Consider the following 14,027-nt stretch of genomic DNA (forward strand, 5'->3'; position numbering starts at 1 on the left):
GTCGTCAGGCGAGAACGGAAGCCGCGACGGTTTCGGTGTCCAGCAGCCGGATCCGGCCCGGCAGAATCTCGATCGCGCCGCGGCGTTCGAGCTTGGCCAGCGTCCGGCAGACGGTCTCGACGGTGAGGCCGAGATGATCGGCGATATCGCGTCGGCTCATCGGCACCGGAAGCGGATCGACAGCGCGGCCGAGCCGTACCAGCCGATCACGCCAGCATGTCAGAAACACAATCAGTTTCTCTTCAGCCACGCGGCGGCCCAGCGAGAACATCTTGTCATGTGCATCGGCGATCTCGGCCGCCATCAGCGCGACGATCTCGTTCAACACATAGGGCCGGTGACTGGCGAATTGCGCGAATTTCTCACGCGGGATTTCCCAGACCACTGCAGGACCGATTGCAGCGGCGGACACTTCATGATGCCCCTGCGTTGCGATCTCGAGGATGTCGCCCGGCAGCGCAAAACTTGTGATCTGGCGACGATTATCGCATTCGGTCCTGTAGATACCGACCACACCCTCGACCACGCTCAAGCACTTGCCGGCCGGCGCTCCCTGCGTGAACAGGACATCCTGCGAAGTGTAGGGCACCCGCTCGCCCAGGGCCATCAACTGACGCAGATCGGCGGCGCCCAGATGAGACAGGAAGCCGCCCGGCTGCGCAGCCGCATTCGCACAAGGCGCAGCGAACGACGATGCAGCCATCAGCTTTGTCATGCGCTCCCCGGGTTTCGTTGGCCTCGCGGAAGTGCGGGGCACTTTTGGATAACCGGATCAGCGCGGCACACATTGATACACATCAATCGCCTCTTACCTCTCCCCGCATCTTGCGCGGGGAGAGGTCCGGTCGCGCGCATCGCGCGTGATCCGGGTGAGGGGCGGCGCACTGCAGTTGCCGCCTAACAAGACCTATCGAATCGAAGAAGCAGAGATGGCAGTGGCTGAGGTGCCACGCCCCTCACCCCACCCCTCTCCCCGCGCAGAGCGGGGAGAGGGAGCCGGCCGCGTCTGCCGCAACTATTCAACTCTAACGCGGCCGGATGAAACTAAAACATCTCGCTTTCGATGGCCGCAACCGTCCCGGCATCGAGCAGATGCGCACCCCAGCCGCGTTTCGCCAGCACATGCGACAGCTTCGGCGACACCAGCAGCAACAGCGCAGTCATCATCAGCGGCACTACGCTGAGCCAGTCGATGCGCACCGGCGTGAGCTCTTCGGAGCTGCCGGCATAGTCGCCACGGCGACACCAGATATCGCGGCAAATGCATAGCAGATCTCGCCTGTCGCCGCCGCGCTGCGCACCGCCGAGCAGCACCTGCATGGCCTGATGCGTGACGACGCCCTCGCGCGTCGCCGGTGCGACATCCGGCGTCTCGCCAAGCGAGATGCGCAGCAGCAGATCGACCAGATCAACGCCGGCCAGATAAGCCGCCATCGGCTCCACCAGCCGCGGATTGCAGTCGATATAGAATGGCCCGCCGTCATCGTCCGGCATGATGAAGTCGATCGACAGCGCGCCGTGCCAGGCGAGATGCCTACCGATGGTGGCGAGATCGTCGCGCACGCGGTCACGCCGCACGCTGCGCTTGATGGCATCGCCGCCGCCGGCGCCTTCCATGATCTGGCGATAGGCATGGAAGCCGACCAGTTCGCCGCGGCAGAACACGCCCTGCGCCTTCTCGGTCGCGCCGTTGACACGGGCCTGCACCAGCACTTCGCCGGCAAAGCCTTTGCTGGCCTCGAGCTCTTTCATTGCAAGCGCAAGGTCAGCATCATTGCGCACCATCCAGACGCCACGGCTCGCAGTGCCGATCGCTGTCTTGATGACGCAGGGAAAACGGACTGCAGCACGAAGCGTATCAGCGCCGGCGACGATCTGGGTCTCGGGTTGCGGCAATCCAAGCTCGCTCAGCATACGGCTGAAACCGGCCTTGCTATGCGCCGCCCGGTAGCTCGCGAAGGACGGCAAGGCCAGGCCGGCCAGCGGCCTCAGCCGCTCCTGCACTTTCGCGAACAGGAAGCCCTGTTCGTGGATTGGCATTAGTACGTCATAGTCGCCCGTCGCCAGCAGGCCTTCGATGAACCGCAGGAAGCCCGAGGGATCGTCCCTCATTCCCGGGCAGCGGTGATATATGCGGACAAATTGCGAGAACCGCGCCAGCCCGGCAGCGGCGGGATCGCAGACATCTACCACATGGCCGGCGAGGCCGAGCACGGTGACAGCCTCCCGCGCGGAGGTGCTGGTGCCTTCCGACAGCAGTATCCGCAGCGGCTTAAAATTCGGGCTGCTCGTCATCATGCTCAATCATGTCGCATTCCCGGGCCGTGGTCGCGTTTCCCGCTGCTGCCCTGCACGGGCCGCAACACCTGCATGTCGCAGCGCTGATAGACATTAACCTGCTGAGAACGTAGGCATAGCGCACCTTTTCGAGGCTGCAAAAAGCGGCCGTCAGCCGCCTTGGGTGGAAACGCATATGGTCGATATTCCGGCCTCGACCTCGCATCTCGCGTCGCGTGACCACGTCCCTTCGGCGACGCGGACGCTGACGGCGATTTCCACTGCGCATTGGGTCAGCCACTTCCACATCTTCGTACTGCCAATGCTGTTCCCGTTCCTGAAGGACCGGCTCGGCGTCGGCTATATCGAACTCGGCTTCGCCCTCACAACGTTCGCTGTCGTCTCCGGCCTCACTCAGGCGCCGATCGGCTATCTCGTCGACCGCATCGGCGCGCGCAAGATCCTGATCCTCGGCGTCATGCTCGGCGGCTGCGCGCTGATCGCGCTCGGCCTGTTGCTCAGCTATCCCGCGCTGATCGTCTGCGCCGCGCTGCTCGGCCTCGCCAACAGCGTCTATCATCCGGCCGACTACGCCATCCTCGCTGCGCATATGGACGAGTCGAAGATGGGTCGCGCATTTTCGATCCATACATTCGCAGGCTTCGTCGGCGGCGCAGTCGCGCCTCCCCTGATGGCGGCACTGCTGGTCGGTATCGGCGGCCAGGGCGCGCTGATCGTCGCGGGCGCCATCGGCGTGGCAATTGCACTGATGCTGATCGTGGTCGGCATTCCCGATGCCGGCGCGATGGCTGATGGCGATGACGCCAAGGGCGCCGAGTCGCCCAAGGTCAGCATGATGACCCCGGCGATCCTGATGCTGACGCTGTTCTTCACGCTGCTGTCGCTGTCGCAGAATGGCATCAACAGCTTCGGCATCGTCGCGCTGATGAATGGCTACGGCACGTCGCTGTCATCGGCGAATATCGCGCTCACGGCTTTCCTCGCCGCCAGTGCCGTCGGCGTGCTTGCCGGCGGCTGGCTGGCCGATCGGACCAGACACTACAGCCGCGTCGCCGCCGTGTGTTTCACGATCAATGCCGCCATCATCTGCGCCATCGCGGTGTTCACGCTGCCGACGCCGGTGATCGTCGCAGCCATGACCACCGCGGGCTTCCTCGGCGGCGTGCTGACGCCGTCGCGCGACATGCTGGTGCGCGAGGCCGCCCCTCCCGGCGCTGCCGGCCGCGCCTTCGGCATCGTCTCCACCGGCTTCAATTTCGGCGGCATCATCAGCCCCATCCTGTTCGGCTGGTTCATGGATCATGCCTTGCCGCATTGGGTGTTCGGCGCCTCCGCCTGCTTCATGGCGGCGACGGTACTGCTGGCGCTGGTATCGGAACGCAAGCGGTAACGGGTTGTCGTCCCCGCCTGCGTGGGGACGACGGGGAGCGGTTCTGTTATAGTCTCTGCCGCATGCTCACGGTTCGTCATCTCACCAAATCCTATCGTTCAGCCCAGGAACAGGTCGCCGTGTTGCGCGGTGTCGATCTCAGCGTTGCCGCAGGCGAGAGCGTGGCGCTGACCGGCGAATCCGGCAGCGGCAAGAGCACGCTGCTGCATCTGATCGCCGGCCTCGATGAAGCCGACGGCGGCGCTATCACCCTTGGCGACATCGTCGTCACCGGCCTCCACGATTCCGCGCGCGCCGCGCTGCGCCGCGACCGGCTCGGCCTCGTATTCCAGCAATTCAACCTGATCCCGTCGCTGTCGGTCGCCGACAATCTGGCATTTCAGGCGCGCATCTCCGGCAAGCACGACGCAGCCTGGCAAAGCGAACTCACCGAACGGCTCGGCCTCAGCGCGCTGCTCAAGCGCTATCCCGAACAGCTCTCCGGCGGTCAACAACAGCGCGTCGCCATCGGCCGCGCGCTGGCCTCGAAGCCGCTGCTGCTGCTCGCCGATGAACCCACCGGCAATCTCGACGAGGATACGGCTGACGAAGTCTTGGGGCTGGCGCGCGATCTGGTCGCCCGCACCGGCTGCGGTTTCCTGATGGTGACCCATAGCGAGCGTCTCGCGGCCACGCTGGATCGCCGCATCCATCTTCATGCCGGGCTGATCGCGTGACACGCGCGCTCTGGATCCTCGCGGTACTGCTCAGCCACTGGCGCCGGCATCCGATGCAGTTCGCGACGCTCCTGATCGGCCTGATCGCCGCTACCGCATTGTGGAGTGGCGTGCAGGCGCTCAACCAGCAGGCGCGCACCAGCTATGACCGTGCGGCTGCCGCCTTCGGCGGGACACGTACACCAATGCTGGTCGCAACCAATGGCGGCGCGTTTTCGCAACAGCTCTTTGTCGATCTCCGCCGCGCCGGCTGGCCGGTCTCGCCCGTCGTCGAAGGCCGCGTGCAAATCGGTGGCCGCTCGGTGCGCCTGCTGGGCATCGAGCCGGTGACCATGCCTGTCGAAGCCAGCGCTGCGACGGAGATCGGCAGGACCGGCGCGCAGGCCTTTCTCACACCGCCCGGGCAGGTGCTGGTCGCGCAGGAAACACTGACCAGCCTCGGCCTTACTGAGGGTGCGACGCCTGCGCTCAATGACGGAGCCCTGCTGCCGCCGCTGAAACTGCAGCCGCAACTCGCGCCCGGCGTCCTGGTGGTCGATATCGGCATCGCTCAGAAACTGCTGAAGATGCCAGACCAGATGTCGCGCCTGCTGATCGGCAGCGCCAAGGGTCCCCGCGCATCGCTCGGCAGCGTCGCCGGCGATCGGTTGCGGCTGGTGCAGCCGGATGCAGAGACAGACCTCGAACGTCTCACCGACAGTTTCCATCTCAATCTCACCGCCTTCGGCCTGCTGTCCTTCTTCGTCGGGCTGTTCATCGTCAATTCGGCCATCGGCCTCGGCTTCGAACAGCGCCTGCCGATGCTGCGCACCTTGCGTGCCTGCGGCGTCTCGGCGCGGCAGCTCAACAGCGTGCTGGTGCTGGAGCTTGTCAGCATCGCGCTGATCGCCGGCGTCATCGGTCTCGTCTGCGGCTATTTCATCGCCGCATCGCTGCTGCCCGACGTTGCGGCCAGCCTGCGCGGGCTCTATGGCGCACAGATCCCAGGGCAACTCACGCTGAAGCCGGAATGGTGGTTCGCTGGTCTCGCTATTTCCATCATCGGCGCGCTGCTGGCGGCGACATCGAGCTTGCTGAAAGCTGTCCGCCTGCCCTTGCTCGCCACCGCACAGCCCTATGCCTGGCAACAGGCACAACATCGCTGGCTACGGCTACAAGGCACGGGCGCATTGCTTGTGTTCATCGCTGCCGGGCTCGCGCTCTGGCTTGGCGATTCCCTGATTGCTGGCTTTTTCGTGCTAGCAGCACTCCTGCTCGGCGCAGCGCTCGCATTGCCGGTCATTCTCGGCATCGTCCTTGCCGGCGGTGAACGCAGCACGCGACGGCCACTCGTCACATGGTTCTGGGCCGACAGCCGGCTGCAACTCTCCGGCCTGTCGCTGGCGCTGATGGCGCTGCTGCTGGCGCTCGCCGTCAATGTCGGCGTCGGCACCATGGTGGAGAGTTTCAGCCGGACCTTTACGGGCTGGCTCGACGGGCGGCTGGCGTCCGAGATCTATCTGAACGCGGCCAGCGAGAAGCAGGCGAGCGAGATCAAGACCTGGCTGAAGACGCGCCCCGACGTGCAGGCTGTTCTGCCCGGCAGCCGCACCGACGTGCAGTTCAATGGTGCGCCGATCGAGCTTCTCGGCTTCGCCGATCACGCCACCTATCGCGATCAATGGCCGCTGCTGGATTCTACCAGCGACGCATGGGATCGCGTGCGCACCGGCGACGGCGCGCTCATCAGCGAACAACTCTCGCTGCGCATGAAGCTCAAACTCGGCGACCGTCTGGACGTGCCGACGCCGACCGGCACATGGCCGATGGAGATCGTTGCCGTGTATGCGGATTACGGCAATCCCAAAGGCCAGATCGGCGTGAACATCGATGCGCTGGTCAAACATTTCCCTGATATTTCGCAGACCCGCATGGGCCTGCGCGTGGCCCCCGCGGCCGTGCCCGCGCTGATCGACGCCATCCGCACGCGCTTCGGCCTTGATGGCCGCAGCGTGGCTGACCAGACAACGGTGAAAACGGAATCGCTTGCAATCTTCAACCGCACTTTCGCGGTGACTGCAGCGCTCAATGCCTTCACGCTCGGCGTCGCAGGCGTCGCCTTGCTCACCAGCCTGCTCACATTGAGCAATTCGCGTCTGCCGCAACTGGCGCCGCTCTGGGCCATCGGCATCACGCGCCGTCGGCTGGCCGGGATCGAGCTGTTGAAGACGCTGTCTGTTGCCTTGATTACCTCACTGCTGGCGCTGCCGCTCGGGCTGCTGGTGGCCTGGTGTCTTATTGCCGTCGTCAATGTGAAGGCCTTCGGCTGGCGACTTCCGTTCCATGTGTTTCCGCTGCAACTGGTCCAGTTGCTCGGCGTTGCCATGTTGGCCTCGCTGCTCGCAGCTCTGCTACCGATCCTGAAGCTGCTGCGCATGCAACCGGCCACACTGGTGAAAGTGTTCGCCAATGAGCGCTAGCCTCATCACGCGTCGCAGTTTGATCGGCGGCATCGCGCTGCTCGGGCTCGGCGGTTCACGCACATTCGCCCAGGGCTTTGCCGGCCTCGGCCGAGACGCCGAAGGTTTTGCGGCTGTCGTTCCGGGGCGTCCTCTCGCTTTTCCGGCCGATCACGGCCCGCATCCGGATTATCGCATCGAATGGTGGTACCTCACCGCTAATCTCACGGACGCATCGGGCAATGCCTATGGCGCGCAGTGGACGCTGTTTCGTCAGGCGATGGCGGCGGGCGCGCAAGGCGACGGCTGGGCAACGCCGCAGATCTGGATGGGCCATGCGGCGGTGACATCGGCAACCGCGCATCATACAGCCGAGAGTTTTGCCCGCGGTGGCGTCGGTCAGGCCGGTGTCACGACGACACCGTTCCGTGCATGGATCGATGCGTGGGAAATGCGCGGGCTTGAGAACTTCGACGACAGGTCAGTTGCGCCACTCGACGTGTCGGCATCGTCAGCGGATTTCAACTACCGGCTACGGCTCGATGCAAGGCAGCCACTCGTGCTGCAGGGCGAAAATGGTTTCAGCCGCAAATCCGAACGCGGCCAGGCATCGTATTACTACAGCCAGCCGTATTTCACGGCGGCCGGCGTGCTGGCCATCGACGGCAAGGAGATCGCCGTCACCGGCCACGCTTGGATGGACAGGGAATATTCGAGCCAGCCGCTGGCTTCCGACCAGACCGGCTGGGACTGGTTCTCGCTGCATCTGCCTGACAATGCGAAACTGATGCTGTTTCGTCTCAGGCAGAAGGACGGCGCGCACTATTTTGCCGGCAACTGGATTACCGCCGACGGAAAATCCGAACAGCTTGCCCCAGGCGCTATAGATATGACGCCGACCGTCATGACGGAGATCGCCAGCCGCAGGATCCCGACGTCATGGAAGATATCGATCGCATCGCGCGGATTACAGATCGCGACCTCGCCGCTGAATACCAGGAGCTGGATGACGACGAGCTTCCCATATTGGGAAGGGCCGGTGAGCTTCACCGGGAGCCACAGCGGCGTGGGCTATCTTGAGATGACGGGATATTGAGGCTGTTCCTTAACCTCTCCCCGCAAGCGGGGAGAGGTTAAGGAAGCGAAGCTTACTTCGTCAGCGGGCAGCCGCTCTCGGCCGCGGTCGGATAGGCCTTGTCGCCGGGCACCACGGCGAGCTGCTTGTAGTAATCCCATGGCTTCTTGGATTCCGACGGCTTCTTGACCTCGAACAGATAGAGGTCCTTCACCATGCGGCCATTGGCGAGCACTTTGCCGCCCTGGGCGAAGGCGTCATCGACCGGAAGTTCCTTCAGCTTCTTCGCGACAGCTTCGGAGTCCTTGGTGCCTGCCGCCTTGACTGCCTTGAGGTAGGACAGTGTCGACGAATAGGTGCCGGCCTGGATCATGTTCGGCATGCGCTGGGTGCGCTTGAAGAAGCGATCGGCGAACTCACGCGATTTGTCGTCTCGATCCCAGTAGAAAGATTCCGTCAGCACCAGGCCTTGCGCGGCCTGCAGCCCGAGGCCGTTCACTTCGGCCAGCGTCAGCAGGAGGCCGGCGAGCTTCTGGCCGCCGGCGACGATGCCGAATTCAGCCGCCTGCTTCACGGCGTTGGTCGTGTCCAGACCGGCATTGGCAAGGCCGATGACCTTGGCCTTGGACGCCTGAGCCTGCAGCAGGAACGACGAGAAGTCCGACGAGTTCAGCGGATGGCGAACGGCGCCGAGCACCTTGCCGCCCTTTGCTTTCACGATGTCGCCGGTGTCCTTCTCCAGCGAATAGCCGAAGGCATAGTCCGCCGTGAGAAAGAACCAGGTGTCGCCGCCAGCTTCGGTCAGCGCGCCGCCGGTGCCAACACCCAAGGCGCGTGTATCGAACGACCAGTGGAAGCCATAGGGCGTGCAGGCATCGCCGGTGACGCGCGACGAGGCCGCGCCGACCACGATGTCGATCTTCTTCTCCTGATTCGACAGTTCCTGCACCGCGAGCGCCACCGACGAGGTGGTCAATTCAGTGATCATGTCGACGCCTTCGACGTCATACCAGCGCCGCGCGATCGAGACGGCGAGGTCAGGCTTGTTCTGGTGATCCGCGGTGACCAGTTCGATCTTCTTGCCGAGCACCTCGCCGCCGAAATCCTCGATCGCCATCTTGGCGGCTTCGACCGAATATTTGCCGCCGTAATCGGCATAGACACCGGACTGATCGTTGAGAATGCCGATCTTGACGCCTTGCGCCGAGGCCGGCGCGGCCAGGAAAAGACCGCACAGCGCAGCCGTCGACAACAGTCCGAATTTCATCAATGCCTCCCAGGTTTTCAATTTGGGCGCACGCTATGTGAGAAGCTCGGGACGAACCAGATAATCTTTCGACTTAGCCGAAATGTGCAGATCAGCTTTGCGTTAGTTCAAGACTACGCCCAACGACGATTGCTGCAACGCACGCGCGCGGTCACTGCATCCGCTTTTTCAACGCGGCGTCGATACAGGCGAGTTCCCGCTCGATCTCCGTGACCATCGAGACAGGATCGGTGTCGGAGATCAGGTGCATCTTCTCGTATGTCCCATCCTGAATGCTCTTCAGGATGGCCAGACGATCGTCCCGATAACCCTGCAGGCGCTCGAAATCGCCGCGCTCGGCATATTTCGCGATGAGTTTCTCGAAGACAGTGCTCATGGGTGGAGTTCCTTGGCATCAAAAGCGCGGGGACAAATGCCCCGCGCCGTGAACGGTCGGCGATCACAAACCGCGCAGCACCAGCCGGTTGAGACGGCTCGCAAACGCGGCCGGATCTTCTGGCAATTCGCCGTCGAGGATCTGCGCCTGCTCGAGCAGCAGGAACGCGATGTCGGACGCTTCGCCGCCCGCCGCCTTGTCGGCACCGGCGATCTTCGCCACCAGCGGATGACGCAGATTGATCTCGAGGATCGGCTTGGTGACGCTGCCGCGATTCTGCATCGCCAGCATGCGCTCGAGCTCGCGATCCGGACCGGCGCCGCCGGCGACGAGACACGACGCCGACGTGATCAGACGCGTCGAGACCTTCACGTCGGAGACGCGATCGCCGAGCGCTTCCTTGATGACGGCAATGGTCGCCGCCTCATCGGTCTCGGTCTTCGGCTCGTCCTTGGTCGCGTCTTCATCAATGCGCGGAATCAGATCGAGATTGACCTCGCCCTGGCTCAGCGACTTCAGCGGCTTGCCGTCGAAATCGAGCGGCGCCGACGACCAGAACGCATCGACAGCGTCGGTCAGCAGCAGTACTTCGATGCCACGCGACTTGGCGGCTTCCAGCTTCGGATTCGACTTCAGGCGATCGAGGCTGTCGCCGGCAAGATAATAGATCTCGGTCTGGTTCGGCTTCAGGTCGGCGACATAGTCCTTCAGCGAACGCTTCTCGCCCGTGGTCGTCGTGAAGCGCGACAGCGCCAGCAGCTTCTCGCGGCGCTCGAAATCCTCATAGATGCCTTCCTTGATCACCGGGCCGAAGGCGTCCCAGATCTTGGTGAAGGTCTCGGCATCCTTCTCGCTCAGCGTCTCCAGCTCGCCGATCACGCGGGTCGCCACGGCCTTCCTGATTTGCGCGAGCTGCGGATTGTTCTGCAACATCTCCCGGGAGAGGTTCAGCGGCAGATCCTCGGCATCGATGACGCCGCGGATGAAACGCAGATAGGACGGCAACAGGTCCGCATCGTTGGTGATGAAGACGCGACGCACATAGAGCTTCACATGGCCCTTGCGGTTCGGCTCAAACAGGTCGAAGGGCTTCTGCGATGGCGCGAACAGCAGCACCGCATAGGAATAGCGGCCCTCGGCACGGTAATGCAGCGTCATCGCCGGTTCGTCATAGGCATGCGCGATAGACTTGTAAGCCGCGCTGTAATCCTCCGGCGTCAGTTCGGACTTGGAGCGCTGCCACAGCGCGCTGGCCGAATTGATCTGGCGCGGCTCGGCATCGCCGTCCTTGAGCATGATCGGAAACTGGATGTTGTCCGAATAGGCGCCGACAATGCGCTCGATCTCGTAAGTTTCGAGATATTTCTTCGCGTCTTCTTTCAGATGCAGCACAATGGAGGTGCCGGTCGGCACGCTCATGCCGTCACCGACCTGGCCGATCTCGAAACCGGCGCCGCCAGTCGAGGTCCAGGTGAAGGCGTCGTGGGTGCCGGCGCGATGGCTGGTGACCACAATCTTCTCAGCAACCATGAAAGCTGCATAGAAACCGACGCCGAACTGGCCGATCAGGTTGGAGCCGTCCTTGGCTTCGGTGAGCCGCGACAGGAATGACTTGGTCCCGGAGCGCGCAATGGTGCCGAGATTGTCGATCAGCTCCTGGCGATCCATGCCGATGCCGGTATCGACGATCGACAGCGTACCGACCGCCTTGTCCGGAATGATGGTGATGTTGGGCGACTGGCCGTCGGGGATCAGCTGCGGATTGGCGATCGCCTCATAGCGCAGCTTGTCGCAGGCGTCGGACGCGTTGGAGACCAGTTCACGCAGGAAGATATCGGTCTCGGAATAGACCGAGTGAACCATCAGGTTCAGCAATTCGGCGACTTCGGCCTGGAACGGCTGGGAAACGGGTGCAGCGGTGTCAGTGGTCGTCATGAAAAGTGCCCGATACTGGTAAGGGAGAGATCACGCATATAGCGACGCGGATTTGCCGAGTCCATGGTGCGAACCGATGGTTTCCGCGCGAAAAGGCTGATCGGGAACTGAAACTCGCGACGCTACTTTGAAGCGGCGACCTGCGATGCGAGCAGAGCCGTGGTCGCATCGAGATCGACCAGCGGATGGACCTCGAACTGAGCCGGAATGATATCGGCCCATTCGTTGAGGATACGATGCAGCACGTCGTTACTCCCGACCTTGAACACCGCGACCACACCGCGGCCGACGCGGGGATAGATGTGCTGGCAGATGCCCGACGCCTGATACCCCGCCATCCACGGCCAGAAGCTCTGACGCGCGGCCGCCATGTCGGACGGACGATCGGCGCGCGGATTCGAGATCACCAGAAACAGCATCGCTGATCTCCTGTCGGCGCACTCAGAATGCGTCAGCCCTGCAGCGCACCGTGATAGGCGCTTTCCAGCATGGCCAGGCATTCACGCGCACGCGCCTGCGCGATGTCGTTCGCGGTCTGGGAGATTTCGCGGAGATCGCGGATCGCCAGATCGACGGCGCTCAGCAGATCGATTTCACACTCATCGGCCTGGGGGGCCGCTACACGCATGGGGAAAGGGATAACTACACTCACTGGCACGCCCGCTCTTCACGATTGCAACGCTCGAATCACTCGCGACTCATTTGGCCTGCGAATGGTTAAGCCAATCGGTAGGAAGCAACGGATCTGACGTAAAACTGTCGCGCCGCCGTCAATCCTGCCAGCTCACCGGCGGGATCAGACCGACGGACGGGTCATCGCCAGGGTCATCCGACGGCTGGATCGTGGGCGCTTCGTCCTGTTCGGGCGTCGCGTCGATAATCATGGCCGGCGACGGAAGCTGTGGAACGGCCATGCTCTGCTGCCCGCGCCGATAAGATTCGAATTCGAGCTGTTTGGCGAAATACCGGAACAGGTCAGCCGCGTATTTGCGCTGCTCGGGACTGGACGCCGACGCGATCTGGAAGATCAATTCGTCGGACAGTTCCGACGTGGTCGCACCGGTCAGGTCTTCGAGAACGCTCATCACAATGGCTCAGCCTATGAAGCTTTGAGCCTGCACGAGTGTGGTTGATATCGCGTTGTTCGTCAGAGCAATCGGGGGCGCGTGTATAAGCATCACTAATGACGCCCTAATTTGTACCGTTAGCGGGGCATCGAACGTCCTACGGATGCGGCCGCGCATGCCCAGACGCAATGAGATAGTGCCTATTGCGCACTCTTGCCGCTTATTCGTGCAAGTCGGCGGAACCCGGCACACGGAAAATTAAGCCACGATTAACCATGACCGGGCAATAACCGGGAGGTAACTGATTGCTGTCAACGGGGATACGACGATGGTCTTGGCAATGAACCGCAGCAGTCATTCTGCGCATGCCAATGCAACCGAAGAGAACGACGATAGCTCCGATATCTCCGCGCTGATCGGGCGGTTGACCGCCGAGGTCAACGAGATCGCCTGCGAGAAAACCCGGTCGATCCAGCACATCACCAACCAGATGAAGATGCTGGCGCTGAACGCGCTGATCGAAAGCTCGCGCGCGGGAGCGCAGGGCGCGGGCTTCGCCGTCGTCGCGCAGGAAGTGCGCAATGTCGGCCAGCAGGTCGAGACCATCGCGCGCGATCTGGAATCCCAGCTCACAGCCCGCACCGGCAGCCTGATGGCGTCGATCGAGAAGATGACCGAGCGCTCGCGCGGCGAACGCATGGTCGACCTGTCGCTGAATGCCATCGAGCTGATCGACCGCAATCTCTATGAGCGCACCTGCGACGTCCGCTGGTGGGCGACCGACTCCGCCGTCGTCGACTGCGCGGCCGCACCGAGCGACGCCACCGTCGCCCATGTATCGGAGCGGCTCGCCGTGATCCTCGGCGCCTACACCGTCTATCTCGATCTCTGGCTGTGCGACATGCAGGGCAATGTCATCGCCAGCGGCCGTGGCGATCGTTTCAATGTGACGGGCCAGAATATCGCCGGCACCGCCTGGTTTCGCGACGCCCGTACGCTGCGCTCCGGCGACGACTACACCGCGGGCGACGTCGAGCGCCAGCCGCTCCTGAACAATGCGCAGGTCGCGACCTATTGCGCCAGCGTGCGCGAAGGCGGCAAGGCCAATGGCCGCGCCATCGGCGTGCTCGCGATTCATTTCGACTGGGAAGCCCAGGCGCGCGCCATCGTCGAGGGCGTTCGCGTCGACGACGACAAGACGCGCGTACTGCTGGTGGATTCGAACCTGCGCGTCATCGCCTCGTCCGACGGCCAGGGCCTGCTCACCGAACGCATCCCGCTGGCCTTGAACGGCCGCCGCAGCGGCTTCTATCACGACCGTTCGGGCGGCCTCGTCGCCTTCCATGCCACACCGGGCTATGAGACTTACAAAGGTCTCGGCTGGTACGGCGTGATCATGCGCGGCGCCTAGCCGCACGATCTAGTCAATGACGACTTCGCTGCGATAATCTCCCCTACGCCATGA

Annotated in this window: 13 protein-coding genes; 5 read left to right on the forward strand and 8 right to left on the reverse strand. The window is 63.2% G+C overall.

Going from position 1 to position 14,027, the window contains the following annotated elements:
* Nucleotides 1-4 precede the first annotated feature (4 nt).
* Together AB8B02_RS22770 and AB8B02_RS22775 are read right to left on the reverse strand one after the other, a co-directional pair.
* Nucleotides 5-715, reverse strand: coding sequence for a Crp/Fnr family transcriptional regulator (locus AB8B02_RS22770; protein ID WP_175368130.1), 711 nt, complete (start codon nucleotides 713-715; stop codon nucleotides 5-7).
* Between the two features lie 329 nt (nucleotides 716-1,044).
* Nucleotides 1,045-2,298: a hypothetical protein gene (locus AB8B02_RS22775; protein WP_439065237.1), complete on the reverse strand. Its 1,254-nt coding sequence runs from the start codon at nucleotides 2,296-2,298 to the stop codon at nucleotides 1,045-1,047.
* Between the two features lie 175 nt (nucleotides 2,299-2,473).
* On the opposite strand from AB8B02_RS22775, the gene AB8B02_RS22780 reads away from it, so the two are divergent.
* The 4 genes from AB8B02_RS22780 (at nucleotide 2,474) to AB8B02_RS22795 (ending at nucleotide 7,938) form a co-directional block, all read left to right on the forward strand.
* Nucleotides 2,474-3,688 (forward strand): MFS transporter, encoded by a 1,215-nt coding sequence (locus tag AB8B02_RS22780; protein WP_439065238.1) that lies wholly within the window; start codon nucleotides 2,474-2,476, stop codon nucleotides 3,686-3,688.
* A gap of 62 nt (nucleotides 3,689-3,750) precedes the next feature.
* A complete protein-coding gene (locus AB8B02_RS22785) occupies nucleotides 3,751-4,404 on the forward strand; it encodes an ABC transporter ATP-binding protein (protein ID WP_439065239.1) in 654 nt (217 codons plus the stop codon).
* Nucleotides 4,401-6,863 (forward strand): FtsX-like permease family protein, encoded by a 2,463-nt coding sequence (locus AB8B02_RS22790; protein ID WP_439065240.1) that lies wholly within the window; start codon nucleotides 4,401-4,403, stop codon nucleotides 6,861-6,863. The genes AB8B02_RS22785 and AB8B02_RS22790 overlap by 4 nt, the downstream gene beginning before the upstream one ends.
* Nucleotides 6,853-7,938 carry a lipocalin-like domain-containing protein gene (locus AB8B02_RS22795; RefSeq protein WP_439065241.1) on the forward strand — a complete coding sequence of 362 codons (1,086 nt, stop codon included), beginning with the start codon at nucleotides 6,853-6,855 and terminating at the stop codon, nucleotides 7,936-7,938. The genes AB8B02_RS22790 and AB8B02_RS22795 overlap by 11 nt, the downstream gene beginning before the upstream one ends.
* A gap of 52 nt (nucleotides 7,939-7,990) precedes the next feature.
* Here AB8B02_RS22795 and AB8B02_RS22800 read toward each other — a convergent pair whose 3' ends face one another.
* The 6 genes from AB8B02_RS22800 to AB8B02_RS22825 all read right to left on the reverse strand — a co-directional run bounded on the left by AB8B02_RS22800 (nucleotide 7,991) and on the right by AB8B02_RS22825 (nucleotide 12,580).
* Nucleotides 7,991-9,184, reverse strand: a complete 1,194-nt coding sequence (locus tag AB8B02_RS22800) for an ABC transporter substrate-binding protein (protein WP_089267812.1) — start codon at nucleotides 9,182-9,184, stop codon at nucleotides 7,991-7,993.
* Nucleotides 9,185-9,335: 151 nt separating this feature from the next.
* Entirely contained in the window at nucleotides 9,336-9,560 is a 225-nt protein-coding gene (locus tag AB8B02_RS22805; RefSeq protein ID WP_439065242.1) for a hypothetical protein, read from the reverse strand.
* A 63-nt stretch (nucleotides 9,561-9,623) separates the two neighbouring features.
* Nucleotides 9,624-11,495, reverse strand: coding sequence for a molecular chaperone HtpG (gene htpG / locus AB8B02_RS22810; protein ID WP_439065243.1), 1,872 nt, complete (start codon nucleotides 11,493-11,495; stop codon nucleotides 9,624-9,626).
* A gap of 122 nt (nucleotides 11,496-11,617) precedes the next feature.
* Entirely contained in the window at nucleotides 11,618-11,914 is a 297-nt protein-coding gene (locus AB8B02_RS22815) for a DUF3303 family protein (RefSeq protein WP_320445823.1), read from the reverse strand.
* A 32-nt stretch (nucleotides 11,915-11,946) separates the two neighbouring features.
* Nucleotides 11,947-12,123 (reverse strand): hypothetical protein, encoded by a 177-nt coding sequence (locus AB8B02_RS22820; RefSeq protein ID WP_210269243.1) that lies wholly within the window; start codon nucleotides 12,121-12,123, stop codon nucleotides 11,947-11,949.
* Nucleotides 12,124-12,265: 142 nt separating this feature from the next.
* Nucleotides 12,266-12,580 (reverse strand): hypothetical protein, encoded by a 315-nt coding sequence (locus AB8B02_RS22825; protein WP_089267817.1) that lies wholly within the window; start codon nucleotides 12,578-12,580, stop codon nucleotides 12,266-12,268.
* Between the two features lie 322 nt (nucleotides 12,581-12,902).
* Here AB8B02_RS22825 and AB8B02_RS22830 point away from each other — a divergent pair, with 322 nt between their 5' ends.
* Nucleotides 12,903-13,973 (forward strand): methyl-accepting chemotaxis protein, encoded by a 1,071-nt coding sequence (locus AB8B02_RS22830; RefSeq protein WP_244528141.1) that lies wholly within the window; start codon nucleotides 12,903-12,905, stop codon nucleotides 13,971-13,973.
* Nucleotides 13,974-14,027: the final 54 nt, after the last annotated feature.

Origin of the sequence: Tardiphaga sp. 862_B3_N4_1 (genome assembly GCF_051811085.1) — a bacterium.
Lineage (GTDB): Bacteria > Pseudomonadota > Alphaproteobacteria > Rhizobiales > Xanthobacteraceae > Tardiphaga > Tardiphaga robiniae.

Bases quoted from the DNA above. Each gene is read 5' to 3' on its own strand.
- AB8B02_RS22770 (WP_175368130.1), bottom strand. From the start codon at position 715: ATGACAAAGCTGATGGCTGCATCGTCGTTCGCTGCGCCTTGTGCGAAT.
- AB8B02_RS22805 (WP_439065242.1), bottom strand. From the start codon at position 9,560: ATGAGCACTGTCTTCGAGAAACTCATCGCGAAATATGCCGAGCGCGGC.
- AB8B02_RS22825 (WP_089267817.1), bottom strand. From the start codon at position 12,580: ATGAGCGTTCTCGAAGACCTGACCGGTGCGACCACGTCGGAACTGTCC.
- AB8B02_RS22785 (WP_439065239.1), top strand. From the start codon at position 3,751: ATGCTCACGGTTCGTCATCTCACCAAATCCTATCGTTCAGCCCAGGAA.
- AB8B02_RS22800 (WP_089267812.1), bottom strand. From the start codon at position 9,184: ATGAAATTCGGACTGTTGTCGACGGCTGCGCTGTGCGGTCTTTTCCTG.
- AB8B02_RS22775 (WP_439065237.1), bottom strand. From the start codon at position 2,298: ATGATGACGAGCAGCCCGAATTTTAAGCCGCTGCGGATACTGCTGTCG.
- AB8B02_RS22780 (WP_439065238.1), top strand. From the start codon at position 2,474: ATGGTCGATATTCCGGCCTCGACCTCGCATCTCGCGTCGCGTGACCAC.
- AB8B02_RS22795 (WP_439065241.1), top strand. From the start codon at position 6,853: ATGAGCGCTAGCCTCATCACGCGTCGCAGTTTGATCGGCGGCATCGCG.
- AB8B02_RS22830 (WP_244528141.1), top strand. From the start codon at position 12,903: ATGAACCGCAGCAGTCATTCTGCGCATGCCAATGCAACCGAAGAGAAC.
- AB8B02_RS22820 (WP_210269243.1), bottom strand. From the start codon at position 12,123: ATGCGTGTAGCGGCCCCCCAGGCCGATGAGTGTGAAATCGATCTGCTG.
- AB8B02_RS22815 (WP_320445823.1), bottom strand. From the start codon at position 11,914: ATGCTGTTTCTGGTGATCTCGAATCCGCGCGCCGATCGTCCGTCCGAC.
- htpG (WP_439065243.1), bottom strand. From the start codon at position 11,495: ATGACGACCACTGACACCGCTGCACCCGTTTCCCAGCCGTTCCAGGCC.